The organism is Gemmatimonadales bacterium, from assembly GCA_019637315.1.
GTDB lineage: Bacteria > Gemmatimonadota > Gemmatimonadetes > Gemmatimonadales > GWC2-71-9 > SHZU01.
On the sequence record JAHBVU010000001.1, the window covers coordinates 390054 to 411073 of the forward strand.

Consider the following 21020-nt stretch of genomic DNA (forward strand, 5'->3'; position numbering starts at 1 on the left):
ATGGATTTCAACCGCCTTTCGATGGATCTGACCGCCGCGCTCGAGGAGTCGCGACGGGTGGCCAGCCGCGCCGGGTTGGCATACATCCAGGCCAAGCACCTCTTGATGGCGCTGCTCGAGCCGCAGGGCGCCCTGGGACGGACCGCCGCCAAGCTGCAGCTCGATGCTGCGGGCGCGCTGCGCGCGGTGACGGCGGTGGCCGACGGAACCGATGCGGTCAAGGCCGATCCTGGGCGACAACCGGTGGCCGGCCGCAGCCTCCGCGACCTGCTCGATCGGGCGACGGCGCGTGCCGATGCCAAAGGTGTTCGCACCATCGGGCCGTTCGAGGTCGTCGCAGCGGCCATCGAGTCGGATCAGGGCAATCTGGGTCCTGCACTTCGCGACGCCGGTTGGACGGCCGACAAGGTCAACGCCGCGATGGCGTCTCCAGAGGTGATGCAGCCGGCCGAGGAGCGCGCCGGCGACGAGGGCGGCAGCGTGCTTGGCAAGTTCACCCGCGATCTGACCGAAGCTGCTCGGCAAGGCAAGCTGATGCCGGTCGTGGGTCGGGACACGGAAACTCGGAACGTGATCCAGACCCTGCTTCGCAAGACCAAGAACAACCCGGTACTGGTTGGCGACCCAGGTACTGGCAAGACAGCAGTGGTCGAGGGGCTGGCGCTTCGGATCGTTGCGGGCGACGTACCGGAGTCGCTCAAACAGGCTCGGCTCCTGGCGCTCGACCTGACCGGCCTCGTGGCAGGTGCCAAGTATCGCGGTGAGTTCGAAGAGCGGATCAAGGCGATTGCCGATGAGGTTCGTGAACTCGACGATGTGATTCTGTTCCTCGATGAGATTCACACTTTGGTCGGCGCTGGAGGGTCGGCCGGCGGGATGGACGCAGCCAATATCCTCAAGCCGGCCCTGGCTCGCGGTGAGCTTCGCTGCGTCGGTGCCACGACGTTCGACGAGTACCGCGAGTCGATCGAGAAGGACGGCGCCCTGGCCCGTCGCTTCGAACGAATCGTCTGTGACGAACCGGACGATGAGATGACGCTGGCAATGTTGCGGGGCGTCAAAGGCCGCTACGAGAGCCACCACGGTGTGGCCATTACGGAAGAAGCACTGCAGGCGACGGTCAAGCTGGGCAGACGCCACATTCGCGACCGGTACTTTCCCGACAAAGCGTTTGATGTCCTGGACGAGGCGGCCGCGCGTCTCCGGATGCAGCGCGAGGCCAAGCCCAATCTGCTCGATGAGAAGGAGCGGGCGCTGGTCCGTCTGCGCACAAAACTGGAGGGCATCCGCGCCAGCGGCGAGGGAGATGCCTCCGCCGTCGAGCGCGAAATTGCCTCGGCCGAGCAGGATCTGGCTGCGGTTGCGGCGCGATGGGAGGAAGAGAAGACGGTCGCCGACGGGCTGCAGACCACCCGGCAGGCAATCCAGAGCAAGCAGAACGAGCTGGCGGCGGCCGAGGCTCAGGGCGATGTGGCCAAAGCGGCGGAGCTGCGCTACGGCGCTCTCAAGTTTCTGGCCGAGCAGGAGGCTGACCTCGCGGCCCGGCAGGCGGCCATTCTCGAGCGTGGCGTGATGGTGCCGCTGGACGTGCGTTCCAACGACGTTGCCGATGTTGTCGCCCGCCGTGCCGGAATCCCAATTTCTCGGATGCTCGAGAGCGAGCGCGACCGGTTGCTCAAGCTCGAGGAGCGTCTGGCCGAGCGGGTCATTGGACAGCCCGAGCCGGTGGAAGCACTCGCTGAGGCAGCTCGGCGGATGCGCACGGATCTGCGCAAGAAGCGGAAGCCCGCATCGTTCCTGTTCGTAGGCCCGACCGGGGTTGGCAAGACGGAGCTGGCCAAGGGGCTGGCGGCCGCGCTGTTCGATGACGAGAGTGCCCTGATTCGCATCGACATGGCAGAGTACAAGGATGCGGGGTCGATCTCCGGTCTGATCGGCTCTCGACCCGGGCTGGTCGGATCGGAGCAGGGCGGGTTTCTGACGGAGCAGGTGCGGCGATCGCCGTACTCGGTGGTGCTGTTCGACGAGATCGAAAAGGCACATGCGGAGGTCATGGACCTGATGTTGGGGTTGCTCGACGAGGGTCGGTTGACCGATGCCAAAGGCCGTCTCTGCGACTTTACCAACACGATCGTGCTGCTGACCTCCAATCTGGGCGTCAAGGAGGCCAATGCGGTCGCCAAGACGGCCGACGAGCGGCGCGACATCATCATGCAGGTGGTCCAGAGCACCCTGCGTCCGGAGATCTTCAATCGTCTGGGCGGCGTCATTCCGTTCAACTCGCTCGAGCTCGACAGTCTGGAACGGATCGTCCGAATCCATCTGGCCAGTCTGGCCGATCGGGTCCGGGATGAGTACAAGGCATCGTTCGAGGTAGACGACGATGCCGTGGCGCTCCTGGCGCAGCTGTCCTATGACCCGGCGTATGGTGCGCGTCCGGTCGAGCGGACCATCGATCGCCACTTGCTGAGCCCACTGTCTCGGCTCATCATCGGCGGCGATGTGGTCAAGGGTACCGTCGTGCGGGTCGTCAAGGACGGCGAAGAAGTTGTGTTGCTGGCCGGCACGCGCGGCGAGGTCGATGCCGAGGCCCTGGCTGCCGCATCGGCTGCACCTGTTGGGGACGGGACGGAAGCGAAGGAGGCGTGATGCGGCGGATGCTGCTGGTGGCCGTGCTGATTGCTCTTGGTGCCTCGAACGTCGAGGCCCAGATACCGCTGCCCTTCTTCAAGAAAAAGAAGAAGCCGCCGGCCGAGGCGGTGAAGCCGCCGGAAGAATTGCCCGCTCCCGGCACCGGGCAGGCTGCTGCACCAGCGGCAGCGGGCACTGCGCCGACTCCTGCGCAGGAGGCAGCAGGGGCGTCCGGACCTGCCATCGTGCCGTCCGGTGCGGTGGCGCAGTCGCAGGAGGAACGGCAGGCGCTTCAGAACGCCATTCAGCAGGCGCTTGCTGCCGATCAGTCGGCTGACACCTCGGTGGCGCACATTCGTGAGCGCATGGCGCGCTGGACCCAGGTCATGCTGCAGGATCCGACCAACGTGGTGGCTCAGAGCGCATTACAGCAGGCGCGCGATGACCTCCGTATGGCCAATGAACGCGCGCTTCAGGCCGGCAAGGCGGACCAGGCGACCCGCGATGTCGTGGCCAGCCGGCTCAACCAGGCTGAGATCGATATCCGCGACAAGAACTGGACGACAGCGGAACAGCACCTGCGCTTCGTGCTCGACCAGGACGGGGCTAATCCGCGGGCCAGAAGCCTGATGGCTGAGCTCGAGAAGGGGCGTCGGTTGTCGGATCTGCAGCGTCAGGCACTCTACATCATTCCGGTGCTGGTCATTCTGGCAGCGGGCCTGGTCATCGTGGTGAAGCTCGGCGCCAAGTATCGGGAGTCGCGCCAGCAGAAAGCCGATGCGATTGCGGCGACCCGGGCCGCGGTGTTGCAGATCGTGGACGGGGTCGGTCGTGGCAAGCTGGTTACGCTCGACAAGGACAAGGGCATCTTCAAGATCGGGGCTGCGCAGGGACCGGCCGATGCCGAGAAGAACGATCTCGTCATCAGCGACTCGGCCAACCAGGTGTCGCGTTACCATTGCACCCTGGTCCGCAAGGCTGGAGAGTACTACCTGATCGATTCCAGTCTGAATGGCACCGCAGTCAACGGTGATCCGCTCAAGCGGGGCGACCACTTCCTGCTGGATGACGGTGATGAGATCACCCTGGCCGAGGTAACCCGCCTCAAGTTCCTGCACACCTGAGCCACTGTGGTGCGCGGCTATCACCTGCTGCAGCGGCTCTCGCGTCCCGGCGCGGCACCGATCTGGGCTGCGGAGGACGACGCCGGGCGGCGGGTCGCGCTCAAGGGGATGCTGCCTTCCGATCGAGATCGTCCCGACCTGCTCTATCGCTTTCAGACCGAAGGGCGGCTCCAGCAGGAGCTGGGCGGGCAGCATCATCTGCTGCACTGCTACGAGACTCGGCTCGACCCTGAGCCGACCCTGATCCTCGAGTTCGCGAGTGGCGGGAGTCTGCGGGATCGAGTCGAACAGGGGCTGCTCCCGGTTGCGCGCGCCGCCGACATCACATGCCAGATCGCTGATGCGCTCGACTGGCTGCACAGCAACGGCGTCTATCATCGGGACGTAAAACCCTCCAACATCCTGATCATGGAGGACGACACGGTCCGCCTGGCCGATCTCGGTGTGGCGGCCTGCGGATCGCCGCCCCGGGGGCTGCCGGACGGATGGATCGAAGAGGACGTCGGTACGCTTGGATACGCCGCGCCGGAGCTGCTGCGGGATCCGGGCCTCGCGACGGCAGCGATCGACGTGTATGCGCTCGGTGTGACGTTGTGTGAACTGCTGACGGGCCGGCTGCCGTGGACGCTCTCTGAGAGCGAGTCGCAGGCCGCTTTTCGGGCGCGGCTTGCGCAGGGACCGATGCCGGAGCTTCCGGGCGGACTGGACGAGCCGATCCGGTCCGTCGTTGCCAAGGCAACGGCTCCCGATCCGGCCCACCGCTACCCGACCGCCGCCGCCTTGGGCGCTGCCCTGACGGAGACGGTCGACCGGCGCGGCTGATGGGCCTACCCGCTCAGGGTCCTCCGGATGTCACGGTCCAGCGATCCCGCCGGTCGCGGAAGCGATCGATATGCAGATGGAGACCAGTGCCTGCGCGGTCGTCCCAGCCGCGGGCCCTGGCAGCCTGAATCTGCGCCTGCAGAATCGCATCGGTCGAAAAGTCTTTGACGCGGATGCCCGCGCGGCCGAATCCATCGATCAGAAACCGAACCTGCTCGGTCGAGAGATCGCGGACTCGAATATCCAGTGCGCTTCCTTTCCCATAGAGCGAGACGTGTTCCGCGTGGTCCTGGCCGGTAATGGTGAATCGACGCTGGTGCGCAACTTCGAAGGCGTCCTGAACCCGATCGACGGCTTGACGGAACTGTTCGGCGGTGAGGTTCGAGCTCAGTGTCTTGCTCAGGTCGGCCAGCTTGCCGCCAGCTCGGCGCAGGCCGGCCGGCGGGTTGAGGCGATGGGCCTGGTAGACGTCTCGAACCGCCTTGGCCACCGTGTTGATGCTCGGTTCGACCCATGGGTTCCGAGCAAGCGGACTCGCATCCAGGACCGTGATAGCGTCGGCCAACTGCCGAAGCCCTTCCTCTTGCAGGCCGAGATCTAGCAGGGTCGCGCCCCGTTCGAGGCTGCGGGTCGATTCCACCATCAGGCTGTCGTAGAGCCGCCCTTCGGCCTCGGTCAGCGGGGGTGGTCCGTCCGGGCTGCTTGCGGCCGATCGAATGGTCGTGACCAGAAGAGATGCGCCATAGGCGCCGGCCGCGACGATCAGGGCGATGGCCAGCCAGGCCCAGATCGGGAAGCCGACCCCGGTCGATCCAGCCCGGCGCCTGCGCTTCCACCATCGGGCTCGGCGCGGAGCCTCTGGCGCGTAGACCGGCTCGGGGTCAGCGGCAGCGACGGGTTTAGCGCGGTTCGCCCCGGTTACGAACTCGTAACGTGCGGCAGGAGCAAACTCGATCACGTCAGCGTCGGACAGCCGGGTCGCGGCTGAGATCCCGTGGCCCCCGACCCGGACCGTGGTGACCCCGGAATAGGGAGTCAGGTAGAAACCGTCTTCACGCTCCGTGATCGAGGCATGGCGTTCGGCAATGCCTGGCAGGTGGAGTCGCAGCCCGCTCGAGGCGGCCGACCCGATCCAGAACGGTGATCGATCGACGACGGCCCCGTCTCCCCGAGTGGGGGCTGCAGGCGCGAGGCGGGGTAGCGGGGGCATTGGAGTCAAGATGCTGCAGGCATCGGGCCGTTGCCAGACCCGAAGCCTGCTTGTCCTCCCCCGGATGCCGTAGTATCTCAGCTGGTGTTGGATCAGGCTGAGGTCCCTCTGGTCTGTGCCGGCCGTGACACGACCGACGGCGACTGACTTGTCGTCGTAGGTTTGGGCCACGGTCGCCCCTATTTTGCACGGCTGGTTCTCGAGACGATTTCGCGGCGTCCTTCGGGGCAACGCGGTGAGGATGCATGAGCTGGATTGCTTCGATAGGTGCAGGGCTCCTCTGGGCTGCCATGCCTGGCCTGGTTATGGCGCAGGACGGGCCGATCACGATCTTTGCGGGTCGGGTGATCGATGGTCAGGGAGCCGTGCACCGAAATGCGACAGTGGTAGTCGATCGGGGCCGAATCCTGCGGATCGAGCCCCGGAAACTGGACGCGCCCTCGTATGACTTTCCCCGCGCAACCATCGTTCCCGGTCTGATCGATCTGCACGTCCACCCGACCTGGTATATCAATCGTAAGGGACGCTTGCACCTCTCCGAGGATGGCGACTCTCCTGCCACGGCAACCCTCGCCGCGGCCGCGAACCTGTACCGCACCTTGATGGCTGGTTTCACGACGGTCGCGAGTCTCGGAGCCCCCGAGGACCTGGATATTCGTGATGCCATTGCGGCCGGGGGAATGCCGGGGCCGCGCTTGCTGACCAGTCTGGCACCGATCACCGACAGCGCGCTGACGCCCGCTCAGTTGCGAGGTCAGGTGCGCGAGCGCGTTGCCGCTGGTGCCGACCTGATCAAGGTCTTTGCCTCGGCGCGTCTGGCGGACGGAGGCGAGCCGACCTTTCGCCCGGAGCAGCTCGAGGCGATCTGTCACGAGGCCCGCTCTGCCGGAGTGCGGACCTTTGTCCATGCGCACCGTGACGAAAGCATTCACGCTGCGGTCGAAGCCGGATGTGATGGAATCGAGCATGGCCTGTTTGCCACTCGCGCCTCGATGGATCTGATGGCGTCGAAGGAGGCCTCGTTTGGTCCGCAGTGCAGCCTGGTCTTCCGTAACTACCTCGACAATCGGCGCTGGTTTCACGGATTACCGGGTATGGGCGACGATTTCTTTGCCGCGATGGATCGCGCTGCCCCGCTGGCGATTGGGGTCGTGCGCGAGGCCGCCGGGGTTCCTTCCCTGAGGCTCGGCTTCGGCACCGACGCCTTTGCGGGCTCGCATGGGCGGAATGCCGATGATCTCGTCTGTCGGGTCCGTCAGGCAGGGCAGCGGCCCATGGATGCGATCCTCTCGGCCACCTCCGTCAATGCCCGGATCCTCGGCCTCGACAAGGAAATCGGACGGTTGGCTCCGGGGTATCAGGCGGATCTGGTTGTGCTCGACGGCAATCCGCTCGACGACATCACGGCGGTGCAGCGGGTGCTGGTGGTCATGCGTGGCGGGCGGGTCTATCGTCACGACCCGACCTCGTCCGACTTCCGGGCCTTCCGATGATCGACGGATTCGCGCTCGTGCTGGGCCTCGTCGGCGGCGGTCTCGTCGTCGGCCTCTGGGCCCGGCGGGTCGGTCGCCGACGGGACGAGCTTCGGGCCCTCAGCCTCGAAGCCCACCGTCAGACCCTCGAGGTCGGTTCGGCGCGGGCCCGGGCGGACTTGCTCAAGGTCGAGGCGCGGGAAAAGGCAATCGCTGAGGAGCTGGCGGTGGCACGACGCACTGCTGCTTCGGCGCGGGTCGAGCTCGAAGCACTGCGGGCAGCCTTCGAAGAGGCCGATCACGGCCGTGATATCGCCGCGCATCGGATCGAGAATGCCCGGATGGAACTGGCATCCAGTCGGGCGCGGATCAGTGAACTCGAGCACCAGCTGGAGACTCTCGTTGCCCGTGAACCGGTGGCCGCGGGCTCGTGGGCAGGTAGCGGGCTTGGGGCGGGTGAGGCGGTCGAGACTGCTCCGCTGCCCGTACCGGTGCAGAATCAGGATGCTGTGGAGCTGTCGAGGATCGAGGCCGAGCTCGATGCCGTTCGTCAGGAACGCGATCGGCTGGCGCGGGCATTGACGGAAGAGCGCCGTCGCGGCGAGGCGGCTCTTTCGCAGCTGGCTGACAGGGTGGCCGAGCAGGAGCGGCAGCTTGGCGCCGCGATCAACGCGTCACGAGAGGCGGGCGCCGAGCGCGATCTGGCCCGAGCGCGGGTCGACGGACTCGCGGTTCGTCTGGGTGATCTCGAGTCTGCGCTCCGAGCCGAGCGGGTCGCCCATCAGGAGGAGCTGGCGAGCCTGGCTGCGCAACGAGGTGCGCTGCTGGCCCAAGTCGAGCGGCTCGAGCCGCTTCGCCGTCAGGTGGCCGACCGCGAGGAGTTGATTCGCTCGCTGGCGCGCGAGCGCGACGATGCCACCGCCGCCCTGCTGCGGATCGAGCGGGAGGCAGTCGCGCAGGGAGAGGAGCTTGCCGCCCTTCGCCACCAGCGTGAAGAGTTGGCAGGCGCCAGCAACAGCCACCACACGCGGGTCGTGGAGCTCGAAGCCCGGCTTGCGGTCATGGCCCGGGAGCGGGATCAGGCGGATGTCGAGCAGAAGCGTCTGACGGCCAGGATCGAGAGCCTGCGGGCGGAGATCCGCGAGCGGGACGTCCGTTTCCGTGCCCTGCTCGATGACCGGCGCTCGTTCGTCGAGGCCAGTCGTGCGCAGGAAGCGAAGATGCGCGAGGACCTGGTCCGAGCTCGTCTCAGCGGCCCCTCCGTCAACGGCCGCCCGCCGGCGGCGGAGCGGGAGGATCTCAAGCGGATCTATGGAATCGGGCCGGCCATCGAGCGGTTGCTGTCTGCCCGTGGCATCACCACGTACCGGCAGCTTGCCGAGCTGACCGAGTCGGATCTCGACGAGATCAGTCGTTCGATCGGCGGCTACCGCGGGCGGATCGCGCGGGACCACTGGGCGGAGCAGGCCAGGCGGGAGCATGAGCGAACCCACGGGGAGCGGCTGGACTGACGGGGGCTATATTCCGCTCGACTCTGGTGCTCTTGCAACATCAAAACTGGTGTGCCGAATTCGATGAAACCGATTCTCTTTGCAGTGGTGGCCGCCCTCAGCGTCGCCGCGCTGGCCTGTTCCTCCGGTCGGTCCGGTGTGAGCCGGGTCATGGTGGCTCCCGAGCCCGGTGAACGCCACTTGGCCAACATCCGCCAGCTCACCTTTGGCGGCAACAACGCCGAGTCCTATTTCTCCCGCGATGGCAAGAAAATCATCTTTCAGCGGCAGGAAGATCTGGAGTCCGGTTGCGATCAGCAGTACATCATCAACGCCGACGGATCCGGCATGCGCCGGGTCTCGAATGGGCTGGGCCGAACCACCTGCGGGTACTTCTACGACAACGATCGCCGCATTCTCTACAGTTCGACCTTCAAGCATGATCCGGCCTGCCCGGCTCGGCCCGATCAGTCGCGCGGCTACGTCTGGCCGCTCGGTCATTTCGAGATCTATACGGCGAAGGTCGATGGCTCAGATCTCCGCCAGCTGACCAGTAATGGTGCGTACAACGCCGAGGCGACGGTGTCGCCGGATGGCCGCTCGATCATCTTCACCTCGACGATGGACGGGGACATCGAGCTCTACACCATGGATGTCGACGGATCCAATTTGCGTCGCATCACCAACCGGGTAGGGTACGATGGTGGCGCGTTCTTCTCGCCGGACGGGCGCTCGATCGTCTGGCGGGCAGGTTACCCTGAAACCGCTCGTGACTCGGCCGACTATACCAGTCTTCTGCAGCAACGGCTGGTCCGACCCGCGCGGGTCGAGCTCTGGGTGGCGGACCGTGACGGGTCCAACGCCCGACAGATTACCCGCTTGGGCGGGGCCAATTTCGCCCCGTTTTTCCACCCGGACGGCAAGCGGATCATCTTTGCGTCCAATTACACCAACCCGCGCAGTGGACGCTTCGATCTCTACCTGATCAACCTCGACGGCAGCGGCCTCGAGCAGGTCACCCGGTTCGACGACTTCGACAGCTTTCCGATGTTCAGCCCGGACGGCACGAAACTGATCTGGGCGTCGAATCGTAACGGGAAGACGGAACGGGAGACCAACCTCTTCATCGCGGATTGGGTGGAATAACGGTCGATGCGCGGGTTCGTGCGCTGGCTCTGGGACTGGGTGAAGTCGATCGCGGTCGCGCTGGTCGTCTGGTTTTTTCTCCGCACCTTCCTCGTCGAAGCGTTTCGGATCCCGTCGGGCAGCATGGAGCGGACCCTTCTGATCGGTGATTTCCTCTTCGTCAACAAGCTGCTCTACGGAGCGGAGGTTCCGCTCATCGGGAAGCGTTTGCCGGCCGTTCGCGAGCCCGAGCGGAACGATGTGATCGTGTTCGACTCGGTCGAAGAAGAGGGGCTCAAGGTCGTCAAACGACTGGTTGGCCTCCCGGGGGACACCCTCTCGATGGAAAACGGTGTCCTCTTCCGTGATGGCCAGAAGGTCGACGAGCCGTGGGTGGTTCGGACCGACCCCAATTACCACGCTGATGCGTCGTCTCGGGCGCAAATGCGCCGCTGGCAGATCCGATACTACGTCGGCAGCAATCCTGACCGGTACAATCCGGACCTCAACACCTGGGGCCCGATCGTGGTTCCGCCGGATTCCTTTCTGATGCTGGGCGACAATCGCGACGGTTCCTACGATGGACGGTACTACGGGTTCCTGCCGCGGGCCAACGTGCGTGGACGACCGCTGATCGTGTACTTCAGCTATGATCCCGAGACGTTCAAGCCCGCACCGTACCTGACCAACATTCGCTGGGCTCGACTGTTTACGAAGCCGGAATGAATCCCGAGGCCGTTTTCCGGTCACCTGGTTCCCGACCTCGGCACCGGCTCCCGGTACGGCAGGCGGCCCGCTTTGCCTCCCGACCGGTCACCTGTATCTTGCGCCAATCCTTCAGAACGCGACGTGGAAGCGCATGATCACAGGCGCCCGGTGGACCGTTCCGCTATCGCTCGCACTTGCGGCTGGGTGCGCTGTCGGATCGCCTGGCCCGGTCACGGTTCCGGCTGCAGAGCTGCCCAGCCTCGAAGCGGCGCGGACGAGGACTCCAAGTGACCGTGATCTGCTGGTGCGTCTCGGCGTCGGCTACTATCAGGCCGGTCGCCTGACTCAGGCCATCGACGTGCTGCGCGCTGCGCGGGCCGTTGAACCCTCCTTTGCCGGTCTCGTCTACCTCGGTCTTGCATTCGAAGGCGCGGGCAATCTCGACAGTGCCGCGACGGTGTATCGCTCCCTCGCGTCGATGCGGCTCAGTCGTGCAGAGCAAGCAGAAGTCGGCTTGCGGCTCACCAATGTCACGCAGCGGCAGCTGGCGGTGTTCGCCAGGGACGCAGTGGCGCGTGAAGCAGTGTTGAGTCGAGAGCGCCCGACTCCCAACGTCGTGGCGGTGCTTCCATGGCGCTACCTGGGAACCAATCCGGAACTGCAGCCGCTCGAGAAGGGAATTGCCCACCTGGTGCTCACCGACCTGAGCCGGATCGGATCGCTCCGGCTGGTCGAGCGGGAGCAGGTTCAGGCGCTGACCCGGGAAATGGCCCTCACCGATGCGCAGCGGACCGAGCCGGGAACCGGGGCGCGGTCGGGCCGACTGCTCAAAGCCGAGCGGGTCATCCAGGGCATCTTTCGCGACGAGCCTCGCGGTGGTAACCTGCGGCTCGAGGCCAGCGCCGTGACGACCGAAACCGGCAGAGTGGCCGCGCGCGGTACGGCATCGGATCGCCTGGCCGAGTTGTTTGCCATGCAGAAGCGGGTCGTTCTGGAGCTCGTCGGCCAGCTGGGCATTACCCTCTCGGCTGCGGAGCGGCGTGCCATCGACGAGCGCCCGACCGCCGATCTACAGGCCTTTCTTGCCTTCAGTCGGGGACTCGATGCACGCGACCGGGGTGACTTTGCCGGAGCAGCTGCGCAGTTCCAAGCGGCCGTGGCGCGCGACCCCGGCTTCCGCGATGCGCGGGAGCAGGCCGCCCTGGCGAACCGGCTCAGCATCGCCATGGGGCGCATGCCGACTCAGCTCTCAGGTTTTGTGACGGGACCCGGATCGGCAGCGCCTGGGAGCGGCTTTATCACCGCGCTCGATGCCCTCGATATCGTGGCCCCCTCGAGCGCCGGGTCACTGATCCGTCAGACCGGGCAGCGGCTGCCGTTGCCCCATGCGCGGCCGGCGGAAGCGCTGCGACAGGATGATCCCTCCCGGATCCGTTCGATTGTCGAACTTATCATCGTGATACCGCGCCCATGATGCGATATCGCATGCTGCTGACTGCCGCCGCCATCGTTCCGGCCGCGGTTCACGCTCAGACCCCGGCGACGCCGGATCAACGGAATGCCTGGGTCGTGGGTGCGCAGGCTCGGCAGCTGCGGTTCCGAACAGCGACGGACCAGTTCACCGTTCGCCAGGTCGTCGTGCCCGCCGGACTGAGCTGGCGGCGCGGGGCCTTTGGGCTGGACCTGGGCAGTGCCTGGGTGGACAGCCGACTCGAGGCCGGCGCCGTCTCGCGCTCGGTATCAGGGCTCACCGATACCCAGGTCCGGGGAACCTACACCTTGGGTCGGGATCTGGCTGTCCTGACGGTGGCTGCCAATCTGCCAACTGGTCTCAAGGAAGCCCCGCTTGCCGATGGGTCGGTGCTTGGTGCCGTGTCGTCGAGTTTCCTGGCCTTCCCGGTTCCCGCGCACGGCAGCGGAGCCGCGCTGACGGGCGGACTCGCCGTGGCGGTCCCCGCCGGCGACTGGAACATCGGCTTGGCGGGCAGTCTGCGGTGGAGCGCGGAATACACCCCCTACCGCGAGGGTCAGACAGCCTTCGCGTACCAGGCCGGGATGGAGGGGCGGCTTCGGGCCGGCGTCGACCGTGTCGTCGGGAGGTCTCGCGTTACCGCAGGTCTGACCTACAGCACCTTCGGCACCGATGAGTTCGCGGCCGGGTCGACCGTGACCGGGGCCTATCAACCCGGCCCCCGCTGGATCGCCGAGGCCGCGACGGTCACCGCAGTCGGGGCACGATCGTCGTTGTCGGTGTTCGGGTGGCACTACCAGCGGACTGATGGCGACGCCAATGGCGTTTCGGTCGGCAACCGGGAGCGGATCAGCGGGCTCGGCGCGGCCCTGCGGTCGACCCTGGCTCCGGCGGTGGAGGCGCACCTGGGTCTCGACGGCCGGCTGGCTCGAATCGGCGAGACCCCGGGACGTTTGGTCGGCGGCGAAGCTGGGTTGGGCCTTCGTCTCTCGGGCCGGGTGAGTCTGGTCCCGACCATTCGGTACGAAACCGGTCGACTGGAGCCTGGATCGGGTAACCAGACCCTGCGTGGGATATCCGGATCGGTATTTCTTCGGAGTAGCTTCTAGTACTGCTCATCTGCAGCAATCATTTTCTTGACGGATCCGCTGCCCATGTGATACGTTGACGCCCGGCCGGTCCGGTAAGACCGGGGAACGAGGAGTCACGTGGCAACCGAACTTGGCGGCATGCAGGTCACATCGCTGATGGAGGCGTTACCGGGGATCGCGTCAGTACTGCGCAATCCCGTTGCGGACGCGTTCGTCGGCTTGATTCGGGCTGGGGCTCGTCTAGGCGACTTCAAGGTTGCTGACGCGGAGGAGATCCTCCGGTACGCGGTCCGGCGTACCCTGATGACCCAGGACGAAACGGAGCGGGTTCTCGCCGAGGTGCGGGAGGCCACGGAAAAGCGGGCAGAGAAGGCCGCCGAGCGTGAGCGAGGCAAGGCCGCCAGAAAGGCGGCGGCTCCGGTCGTCGAGCCGAAGCGGGTCGAGCCGCCGGTCGAGATACGCCGACCAGAGCCGGCCGAGGCGAAACGCGCGGACAAGAAGAAGCCCGCTCCCGCTCCGAAGAAGGCGGCGCCCAAGAAGGCCAAGCCCGCTGCGAAGAGCAGTGCCAAGGCCCCTGCCAAATCGGCCGCCAAGCCGGCAGCCAAAAAGCGAAAGTAAGTCCCCGCCGGATCCCGGGTGCCGAATCGACGCTAGCCGACCCGTTTGACGACGTTGGCGGCTTGGGCGCCCTTGGGTCCTTCGACGACATCGAATTCGACCGCATCGCCCTCGGCGAGCGAACGGAATCCGTCCATGGTGATCGCGGTATGGTGGACGAAGATGTCCTTACCGCCCTCCTGCGCGATGAAGCCGAACCCCTTCGCGTCGTTGAACCACTTCACGGTACCTTTCGCCATCGTTACTGACCTCATTGCTGGGAGCCGATATCCGGCTCGAAGTGTCCGCCCGACCCCGGTGCAATCGGGCGAGCCATGCCGTTTCAATCGGCGGGCCGACGATGTGAGGGATGGTGACAGCCCTCCCTTCCGAATATTGTCTGGCGCAATCGCGGGTTTGTCAATAAGGTCATAGGGTCCCGGCAGATTCTGTCGCGACCGACTCGACATTCACGGGGAGCATGAGATGATTGCAGAGCTACTGGCGGCGGCGCTGCTGCAGCAACCGCCGCAGGAAATCGCCCGGATTCGGATCGAGCCGGCAGGGGCCGAGATCTCGATTGGCGACACCCTCAGGCTCACGGCGAGAGCGCTTGATGCGAATGGTCGGGTCATCGACGGGGCGGTGGTCCAGTGGCTGCAATCCGGCGGCGTCTTCGAGGGCACCGTCGACTCCACCGGCCGGGTCATTGGCGGTGCGACGGGCACCATCGTCGCCACGGCACTGGTCCGGCTCGGAGCGAACGCGCGACCAGTCACGGCGATTGCACGGGTGACCGTGCTGCCCTTGCCCGCAGCGCGCATCGATATCGAGCCGGTGCCGACCAGCATGGTGGTGGGACAGAGTCTCACCCTGGTGGGGCGATCCTACGCAGCCAACGACGACCTGCGGTCCGACCCGATTGCCTGGTCGAGCGACAACCCCGGCGTGATTCGGGTCTCGCCCTCCGGGCGGGCGACGGCCGTTGCCGCAGGACGGGCGTCGCTGACGGCCCGGGTCGGCCGGGTGGAGCGCGTCGTGCCGATCTCGGTCGGGGCCAATCCGGTACGCTCGCTTGCGGTGCAGCCGGGCACGGCGAAGGCCCGGACCGGCGACGTGATTCGCTTTCAGGTTCGGGCCACGGGCGCGGCGGGGCCGCTCGACATGGCCGTGCGGCCGGAATGGTCGATTGCGTCGGGCAACGCACAGATCGACGCCGAGGGCGCATTCGTTGCGGACCTGCCGGGTACCTATCAGGTCTTTGCGTCGTTTGCCGGGCAGATGGCGGAGGCTGTCGTGGAGGTGGCGCCTCGGGACGTTACCCGACCGATCAAGGTGTTGGGCCGGCTGCCGATCGGGATGATGACGACCGAGTTCTGGTTGCATCCCAACGGTAAAATCGGCTACCTGGCCACGGCCGGCCTGACCGGTGTCGGCGGCGATCGTCTCTATGCCGTCGACGTGAGTGATCCCGCCGCGCCGCGGATTACCGATTCGGTCGTCGTCGACGCGCGCATCGTCAACGACGTGATGACGACGGAGGACGGCAAGTACGCGGTCATGACGCGAGAGGGGTCGTCGAGCCGAAAGAACGGCATCGTGATACTCTCGCTCGAGGATCCGGCTCACCCCAAGCCGATTGCCGATTACACCGAAACGGTCTCAGGAGGAGTGCACAGTACCTACGTCTATCAGGGTCATGTCTACCTGACCGACGACGCGACCGGTTCGATGCGCGTGATCAGCCTGGCTGACCCCTACAAGCCTCGGGAAGTGGCACGGTGGCAGACGCCGCCGCCCGATGCGGGACGGACCTTGCACGACATCGACGTCAAGGATGGCCTGGCCTATCTCAGCTACTGGAACGATGGCCTGGTGGTGCTCGATGTCGGTAACGGAATCAAAGGCGGGCGACCCGACAATCCGGTCTTCGTCTCGCAGTACAAGTATGACCTCAACGCGCTCTATCGGGACGTCGAAGCTGTGGGCGGGCCCGGCTTCATTCGCGGCACGCACACCGCGTGGCGCGCCGGCAGGTACGCTTTTGTCGCGGACGAAGTGTTTCCCGCGCAGGCCCAGGGGCAGGGCGTGCCGGGGTTTGGCCGCGCCTACGGCAGGATGCAGGTCATCGACATGTCGGACATTACCAAGCCCAAGAGCGTGGCCTGGTACGAATCGAAGGACGGTGGCACTCACAACATCTGGGTTGCGGGCGACACTCTCTTTCTCGGCGACTACCAGGGCGGCCTGCGGATCCTCGATGTCGGCGGCGAGCTGAGAGGTGATTTGCTGCGGCAGGGGCGGGTGATCGGTAACGTGATGACTGGTGACCAGGCCGGCCATGTACCGAACGTGGCCGGCACCTGGGGTGCCGTGTACCGGAACGGCTACATCTATGTTCCGGACGTGAACTCCGGGCTCTGGATCATGCAAATCGAACCCAAACGGCAACTTACGCCCTAGCGACGGACCCGATATCTTGAAACGATGTCGACCACGCCGTCCAGTCTCGTGATCCGCACCTTTTCCGATCGCGCCGAGAGCCTCGCGCATTTTCTGCTGCAGGCTGGTGAAGCGCCCCGGCTCATCGCATTCGATGATGCCACAGGGTGCCCGGTCGATACGGCCCTGGCGGCGCTCGAGTGGACCGGCGCGGTCGGCATCCTCCAGGATGACGACATGATCCAGGCCGTCCGCCTGACCAGCGAAACGGCCGCCGCCGTTGTCGAGCGCAAGGTTGCCGACGGACGCCAGTACGTCTATCTCGGTCCTCGTCTCGATGCGCCTCCGATGGATGTCTTCGAAGGACGGGTGCTGTTCGACGAACCGGGTGTCAAAGCCGTCGAGTTCTCCCAACGCGCCCACGCCCTGGCCCACTTTCTCAGGGCCACGTCCGGTGTGGGGGCGCTCCTCGCTCTGCTGGGGCGCCGGGCACCGGAAGTTCGTCACATTCGGCGCTGGTTTCGGGCTATCGTGGAACAGCTCGATGGTCCTCGGATGCTGGTCGGGGGCTGGTTTGCTGCCGGTGCGGCCGGAGCCGTCTTCAGTTCGATGGAGCCCGTGCCCGATTATCGGTACATCGAGGTCGGCCTGGAGGCCTGACTTATCCCCATTCGTTCTGTCAACATTTTCCACACGGGGCTATCAACGCCATAAACGCCTGTCGCACCGCTCCAACCGACCCACATCCTCTTCAACATCGATCGCGTAACCCGAAGAAATAAAGGCACTTGCGGCATTTTGTCAGGTCCGCAACCTTGCAAGTGTCTCTGGGAGAACGTCGTTTCTGACGCCGTTCAACCATGAGCGACTTTCGTCGAACGTCGAGGGAGTGCTGATCGGGTTCTGCTGAATCCGCAGTCACGATGAACTCGGGTGTCACTTCGGCGAAAGCGGTGGAGCCAGTCGCGCGCTCCACCCGCCCCGATCTGGCGCCTCGGGGTGCAGTGCGAAGGGTCGGTCCGCGACCCGATCCGACTCGCAGCGCCTGGACGAGCGAACCGGCGGAGATGGCCATCTGCGCCGGGAATCGGCCCACCGGGCCCTGGCTGCCCTACCGAAGGCGGATCAGCCTTCTGGCGGCATCTGGGAGAAGAACGGGGCGCTTGGCGCTTCGACTGGGTGGGTGCTTGTCTGACGAACGGCCGCGACAGGTCTCAAAGCCTGTGCGGCCGTTCGGCTTTTCCGGGGGCGTACAAGTTTGCTCCGGTCGGACGTCCCCTTCCCGGAGTGGGTGAAATGCCGCCCGCGGGGGTGATCACGCGGGACCGGTGTCCATCTCCGTGCAAGTATGTTCCGCTAATTGTCGAGGTGATGACATGACGACCTCCGTGTTCACGACCGGCCGTACCTTGAACGTTGTAATTGCGAGTGACCGGGAAGCCTTCACTCGCGAGCTCGCGGAGTCGCTCCGAGCCCATGGCCACAACCCGATCGTCCAGGAATCTGGCGGCTCTGCGCTGGACGCTCTGAGCTCTGGCGCGGATGCGATTCTGGTTGACACCAACCTTCCGGGTGTGGACTGGGAGCAGGTTCGGGGCGCCCTCGGGGCCGGTCGGACCAGCGTGCCGGAGCCGATCGACGCAATCGAGCGTCGCCACATCGCGGCCACCCTCCAGTTCACCGGTGGGAACCGCCGCAACGCCGCGCAGCTCCTCGGCATTGCCCGTTCGACCCTGCTTGCCAAGATCCGCAAGTACGGTCTCGACCGCGAGTAGACCTCACCAGGGAGCGGCCCCGGTTTCCGGGGCCGCCTGCCTCACTCCACTCGCAGCCGGCCGAGCCGGGACACCACCACGGTTCGCTCGGCGGTGCCGCGTCGAAGTCGATGCGTCGTGTTCGCAACGCCAACCGCCAGTCCACTTGGTGCGTAAGTCAGGGTGTGCGTGGCTGGGGTTGCCACGACGCCGACCGATCCCGGACCGGCCCTCCGGCGGATCGGGAGCCGCTCCGGATGCGCCGGATCTCTAACGACGATGGAATCCTGGCTTATCACCACCTCCACCCCGCGATTCAGGGTCTCGGCCGCCGCGCGGCCGGCCCGATAGGCGTCCAGTATTGCCGCCTGAGCCAGGGTGACCCGGGCGCGGTCTGCCTGCCGGCCTGCGCCGACGACGACCGTACCAGCCAGAATCCCCGCCATGCCGAGAACGGCGAGCGTTTCGAGCAACGTCATGGGAACTCTCCTGTCGACCCGGACCACAAGATGGCGCGGCGTTGCGGCTCGAGCGTACCGGATCGACCGGCGACCCGGCCATTCCAACGCAATCACCCCGAACCCTGGCGCTCGGCCCCGACCAGCCCATCTTTAGCAGACGGTCCCATCCGGGGGTCGGTCGGACACGTATAGCGAGGGGGCGCAACGGGTCATGGGCTTGATAATCTTCGCGGTGGTAGTGGTCGTGATCGTCTTCTGGGTGATCGGGGCGTACAACCAGCTCATTGCGCTCAAGAACCGGGTGCTGAACGCCTGGAAGCAGATCGACGTGCAGCTCAAGCGCCGACATGATCTGATCCCCAACCTGGTCGAGACGGTTCGGGGCGCCATGAGCTTCGAGCGGGAAACCCTGGAAGCGGTCATTGCCGCGCGGAACAGCGCCGTGCAGGCCCACGGCGTCGGCGCCACCGCGAAGGCCGAGGGGGAGTTGACCCAGGCACTCGGTCGGCTCTTTGCGCTGAGTGAGAACTATCCTGATCTCAAAGCCACCACCAACGTCGGGCAGTTGCAGGAAGAGCTGGCCAGTACCGAGAACAAGATCGCGTTTGCCCGTCAGCTCTACAACGACGAGGCCACGCTCTACAACACCAAGCAGGCCCAGTTCCCCACCAATCTCGTCGTCGGGCTCGCCAAAGCCTCGCCGGCCGAGCTCTGGGAAATCGAGGACGCCGCCGAACGGGCCGTGCCGAAGGTCGATCTTGGTTTCAAGAGGCCCTAAGGTGGCGTGACCGACCGCAACCTGTTCGAGCAGCAGGAGCACAACAAACGTCGTTCGACCTGGCTCACGGCGGGGTTCGTCCTGTTCACCGCCTGGGTCGGGTTCGGCGGCGATCTCGGCTTTTATCTCCTCACCCGCGATGCGGGGCCCGGTGAGTATCGCCACGTTGTTCCGGTCATCGGCCTGATCGCGTCGCTGATCGCGGGCGGCGTGGCCCTCTTCTCCTGGAAACGTGGCGCCCAGCAGGTCCTTTCGGCGTCGAAAGCTCGCGAGGTCGTCGATCCCGCGACCCCCGAAGAGCGCCAACTGGTCAATATCGTCGAGGAAATGGCCATTGCCTCCGGCGTTCCCAAGCCTCGGATCTGGATCGTGCCGGATGACGACCCCAATGCGTTTGCGACCGGCCCCGATCCGGAGCGAGCGCATGTGGCGGTGACAGCCGGGTTACTGCGGATGCTGAACCGCGATGAGCTGCAGGGGGTCGTGGCGCACGAGATGGCTCACGTGCGCAACTACGATATCCGGCTGATGACGCTCCTGGCCGGGATGATCGGCGCCATCGTGCTGTTGTCGGACATGATGCGGAACTTTCTGCGGTTCGGCGGCGGACGTCGGAGCAACTCGCGTGGCGGGAAGAAGGACGCCAATCCGCTCGCGCTGCTGGTGTTGGGGCTCTGGCTCATCAGCCTGATTCTCGCCCCGATCGTGACGCGCCTGCTGGCGATGTCGATCAGCCGCAAGCGCGAGTTCTTGGCCGATGCCACGGGGGCCCAGTTTACCCGCAACCCTGCAGCCCTCGCCAGTGCGCTGGCCAAGCTCGATGGCTCAGGTGCGCCGACTCGCTTCATTGCCCGCGGTGCCGCACACATGTGCATCGTCGATCCCGCCGAGCGGCGCTTCGCTGGTAAGAGCGGGTTTCTGGGCATGATGGCCTCGCACCCGCCGATCGAAGAGCGAGTCGCACGCTTGCGGGCGATGTCGTTCCTGGGACCCGACGGGTCGCGGGCAGTGGAGTCGCTGCCCGGCTGACGGGGCGTTGGTTCAGGCGCGGGGCGAGAGCTTGTATTCGGTGTAGCTGCCGAACGATCGAAATCCGAGGCGCTGGTAGAGCGATTGCGCACCTGACGCTGCCTGCAGTATTCCCGTATCGATTCCGTCCATCCTTGCCTCCATGAGCGGCCTCGTCACGAGGAGTGATCCGATACCCCGGCCGCGGTGCGCGGTCGCCGTTGCCAGATTGTAGAGGCCAGCGACCCCGCCTCCGACAGTGACCTCCGCGGTCCCGACCGCCTGTTCGCGAGACCAAGCCAAATAGAGCCGAATCGGGCAATCGGGCGTCAGCAGCAGGTCGGCTGCGGCGCGATAGAAGACGAGGACGGATTGGTCTGGCGGGTCCCAGTTCGCGGCCAGCAAGCCGGCGAATCGCTCGAGATCATCCGCTGTACGGACCCGAGCAATCCGAATCGTCGGGTCCGGTGACGCTGCCTCCGCACTAAGGAAGTCCAGATTGGCGGCCATGGCGACCTCGGATTCGTCAGCCGCAAGCCCTGCATCGGTCAGGAAGCGGTCGAGGTCCCTGGGCTGATCGCCCGGACCGCACCACCAGGAAAACGGGCGACCGGCGGCGCCGAAATGCTCGAGGATGGAGACGATACCACCAGGGACCAGGTCCTGGGTGAGCCGAGTGTGACAGACGATGTTGAACGTGTCACAGGGGAGCCCTGAGTCAGCGAGTTGCAGGCCCAGGTCGTCGCGACAGGTCATGCCGGGGAGCTGCCGCTGGATCCAGCCGCTGTGGAGAGCCAGGTTCCGGTCGGCGCGGTCGATCAGACTGACCGTCACGG

At 65.7% G+C, this 21020-nt stretch carries 19 protein-coding genes; 15 read left to right on the forward strand and 4 right to left on the reverse strand.

Translation table 11 applies throughout. The annotated features are described in order from the left end of the window. The 3 genes from KF785_01680 to KF785_01690 are packed head-to-tail and all read left to right on the forward strand — an operon-like array spanning position 1 to position 4577. Entirely contained in the window at positions 1–2649 is a 2649-nt protein-coding gene (locus KF785_01680; GenBank protein ID MBX3145454.1) for an AAA family ATPase, read from the forward strand. Further along, positions 2649–3755: an FHA domain-containing protein gene (locus tag KF785_01685; protein ID MBX3145455.1), complete on the forward strand. Its 1107-nt coding sequence runs from the start codon at positions 2649–2651 to the stop codon at positions 3753–3755. The genes KF785_01680 and KF785_01685 overlap by 1 nt, the downstream gene beginning before the upstream one ends. A gap of 9 nt (positions 3756–3764) precedes the next feature. Continuing rightward, a complete protein-coding gene (locus KF785_01690; protein ID MBX3145456.1) occupies positions 3765–4577 on the forward strand; it encodes a serine/threonine protein kinase in 813 nt (270 codons plus the stop codon). Between the two features lie 13 nt (positions 4578–4590). On the opposite strand, the gene KF785_01695 is transcribed toward KF785_01690, so the two are convergent. Continuing rightward, positions 4591–5787: an FHA domain-containing protein gene (locus KF785_01695; GenBank protein ID MBX3145457.1), complete on the reverse strand. Its 1197-nt coding sequence runs from the start codon at positions 5785–5787 to the stop codon at positions 4591–4593. A 245-nt stretch (positions 5788–6032) separates the two neighbouring features. On the opposite strand from KF785_01695, the gene KF785_01700 reads away from it, so the two are divergent. The 7 genes from KF785_01700 to KF785_01730 all read left to right on the forward strand — a co-directional run bounded on the left by KF785_01700 (position 6033) and on the right by KF785_01730 (position 13762). After that, the gene (locus KF785_01700) at positions 6033–7280 is read left to right on the forward strand and encodes an amidohydrolase family protein (GenBank protein ID MBX3145458.1); all 1248 of its coding nucleotides are present in this window, start codon (positions 6033–6035) and stop codon (positions 7278–7280) included. Continuing rightward, on the forward strand, positions 7277–8770 hold the full coding sequence (locus KF785_01705) for a hypothetical protein (GenBank protein ID MBX3145459.1): 1494 nt from the start codon (positions 7277–7279) through the stop codon (positions 8768–8770). The genes KF785_01700 and KF785_01705 overlap by 4 nt, the downstream gene beginning before the upstream one ends. Positions 8771–8833: 63 nt before the next feature. Then, a complete protein-coding gene (locus KF785_01710) occupies positions 8834–9895 on the forward strand; it encodes a PD40 domain-containing protein (protein ID MBX3145460.1) in 1062 nt (353 codons plus the stop codon). 6 nt (positions 9896–9901) lie between these two features. Continuing rightward, positions 9902–10600, forward strand: coding sequence for a signal peptidase I (gene lepB, locus KF785_01715; GenBank protein ID MBX3145461.1), 699 nt, complete (start codon positions 9902–9904; stop codon positions 10598–10600). 133 nt (positions 10601–10733) lie between these two features. Continuing rightward, positions 10734–12056 (forward strand): hypothetical protein, encoded by a 1323-nt coding sequence (locus KF785_01720; protein MBX3145462.1) that lies wholly within the window; start codon positions 10734–10736, stop codon positions 12054–12056. Continuing rightward, positions 12053–13162: a hypothetical protein gene (locus KF785_01725; GenBank protein MBX3145463.1), complete on the forward strand. Its 1110-nt coding sequence runs from the start codon at positions 12053–12055 to the stop codon at positions 13160–13162. The genes KF785_01720 and KF785_01725 overlap by 4 nt, the downstream gene beginning before the upstream one ends. 99 nt (positions 13163–13261) lie before the next feature. Next, on the forward strand, positions 13262–13762 hold the full coding sequence (locus KF785_01730) for a hypothetical protein (GenBank protein ID MBX3145464.1): 501 nt from the start codon (positions 13262–13264) through the stop codon (positions 13760–13762). 32 nt (positions 13763–13794) lie between these two features. Here KF785_01730 and KF785_01735 read toward each other — a convergent pair whose 3' ends face one another. Beyond that, entirely contained in the window at positions 13795–14001 is a 207-nt protein-coding gene (locus KF785_01735) for a cold shock domain-containing protein (protein MBX3145465.1), read from the reverse strand. A 226-nt stretch (positions 14002–14227) separates the two neighbouring features. On the opposite strand from KF785_01735, the gene KF785_01740 reads away from it, so the two are divergent. From KF785_01740 to KF785_01750, 3 genes are all read left to right on the forward strand, one after another. Then, complete coding sequence (locus KF785_01740) at positions 14228–16204, forward strand: Ig-like domain-containing protein (protein MBX3145466.1); 1977 nt, start codon at positions 14228–14230, stop codon at positions 16202–16204. Positions 16205–16228: 24 nt separating this feature from the next. Then, positions 16229–16843, forward strand: coding sequence for a hypothetical protein (locus tag KF785_01745; GenBank protein MBX3145467.1), 615 nt, complete (start codon positions 16229–16231; stop codon positions 16841–16843). Between the two features lie 716 nt (positions 16844–17559). After that, on the forward strand, positions 17560–17958 hold the full coding sequence (locus KF785_01750; protein ID MBX3145468.1) for a hypothetical protein: 399 nt from the start codon (positions 17560–17562) through the stop codon (positions 17956–17958). 41 nt (positions 17959–17999) lie between these two features. Here the strand turns inward: KF785_01750 and KF785_01755 are convergent, their stop codons facing one another. Next, entirely contained in the window at positions 18000–18416 is a 417-nt protein-coding gene (locus tag KF785_01755) for a hypothetical protein (GenBank protein ID MBX3145469.1), read from the reverse strand. A gap of 193 nt (positions 18417–18609) precedes the next feature. Here KF785_01755 and KF785_01760 point away from each other — a divergent pair, with 193 nt between their 5' ends. Both KF785_01760 and KF785_01765 read left to right on the forward strand, forming a co-directional pair. After that, the gene (locus tag KF785_01760) at positions 18610–19176 is read left to right on the forward strand and encodes a LemA family protein (GenBank protein MBX3145470.1); all 567 of its coding nucleotides are present in this window, start codon (positions 18610–18612) and stop codon (positions 19174–19176) included. A 6-nt stretch (positions 19177–19182) separates the two neighbouring features. Beyond that, positions 19183–20205 (forward strand): M48 family metallopeptidase, encoded by a 1023-nt coding sequence (locus KF785_01765; GenBank protein ID MBX3145471.1) that lies wholly within the window; start codon positions 19183–19185, stop codon positions 20203–20205. Between the two features lie 12 nt (positions 20206–20217). Here the strand turns inward: KF785_01765 and KF785_01770 are convergent, their stop codons facing one another. Then, positions 20218–21018: a GNAT family N-acetyltransferase gene (locus tag KF785_01770; GenBank protein MBX3145472.1), complete on the reverse strand. Its 801-nt coding sequence runs from the start codon at positions 21016–21018 to the stop codon at positions 20218–20220. Between the last annotated feature and the right edge of the window lie 2 nt (positions 21019–21020).

What these genes read in the sequence shown, in the direction of transcription:
- KF785_01760 (MBX3145470.1), top strand. Translation starts at nt 18,610, where the DNA reads ATGGGCTTGATAATCTTCGCGGTGGTAGTGGTCGTGATCGTCTTCTGG.
- KF785_01725 (MBX3145463.1), top strand. Translation starts at nt 12,053, where the DNA reads ATGATGCGATATCGCATGCTGCTGACTGCCGCCGCCATCGTTCCGGCC.
- KF785_01695 (MBX3145457.1), bottom strand. Translation starts at nt 5,787, where the DNA reads ATGCCCCCGCTACCCCGCCTCGCGCCTGCAGCCCCCACTCGGGGAGAC.
- KF785_01685 (MBX3145455.1), top strand. Translation starts at nt 2,649, where the DNA reads ATGCGGCGGATGCTGCTGGTGGCCGTGCTGATTGCTCTTGGTGCCTCG.
- KF785_01745 (MBX3145467.1), top strand. Translation starts at nt 16,229, where the DNA reads ATGTCGACCACGCCGTCCAGTCTCGTGATCCGCACCTTTTCCGATCGC.
- KF785_01750 (MBX3145468.1), top strand. Translation starts at nt 17,560, where the DNA reads ATGACGACCTCCGTGTTCACGACCGGCCGTACCTTGAACGTTGTAATT.
- KF785_01680 (MBX3145454.1), top strand. Translation starts at nt 1, where the DNA reads ATGGATTTCAACCGCCTTTCGATGGATCTGACCGCCGCGCTCGAGGAG.
- KF785_01740 (MBX3145466.1), top strand. Translation starts at nt 14,228, where the DNA reads ATGATTGCAGAGCTACTGGCGGCGGCGCTGCTGCAGCAACCGCCGCAG.
- KF785_01755 (MBX3145469.1), bottom strand. Translation starts at nt 18,416, where the DNA reads ATGACGTTGCTCGAAACGCTCGCCGTTCTCGGCATGGCGGGGATTCTG.
- KF785_01710 (MBX3145460.1), top strand. Translation starts at nt 8,834, where the DNA reads ATGAAACCGATTCTCTTTGCAGTGGTGGCCGCCCTCAGCGTCGCCGCG.
- KF785_01735 (MBX3145465.1), bottom strand. Translation starts at nt 14,001, where the DNA reads ATGGCGAAAGGTACCGTGAAGTGGTTCAACGACGCGAAGGGGTTCGGC.
- KF785_01705 (MBX3145459.1), top strand. Translation starts at nt 7,277, where the DNA reads ATGATCGACGGATTCGCGCTCGTGCTGGGCCTCGTCGGCGGCGGTCTC.
- lepB (MBX3145461.1), top strand. Translation starts at nt 9,902, where the DNA reads ATGCGCGGGTTCGTGCGCTGGCTCTGGGACTGGGTGAAGTCGATCGCG.
- KF785_01700 (MBX3145458.1), top strand. Translation starts at nt 6,033, where the DNA reads ATGAGCTGGATTGCTTCGATAGGTGCAGGGCTCCTCTGGGCTGCCATG.
- KF785_01720 (MBX3145462.1), top strand. Translation starts at nt 10,734, where the DNA reads ATGATCACAGGCGCCCGGTGGACCGTTCCGCTATCGCTCGCACTTGCG.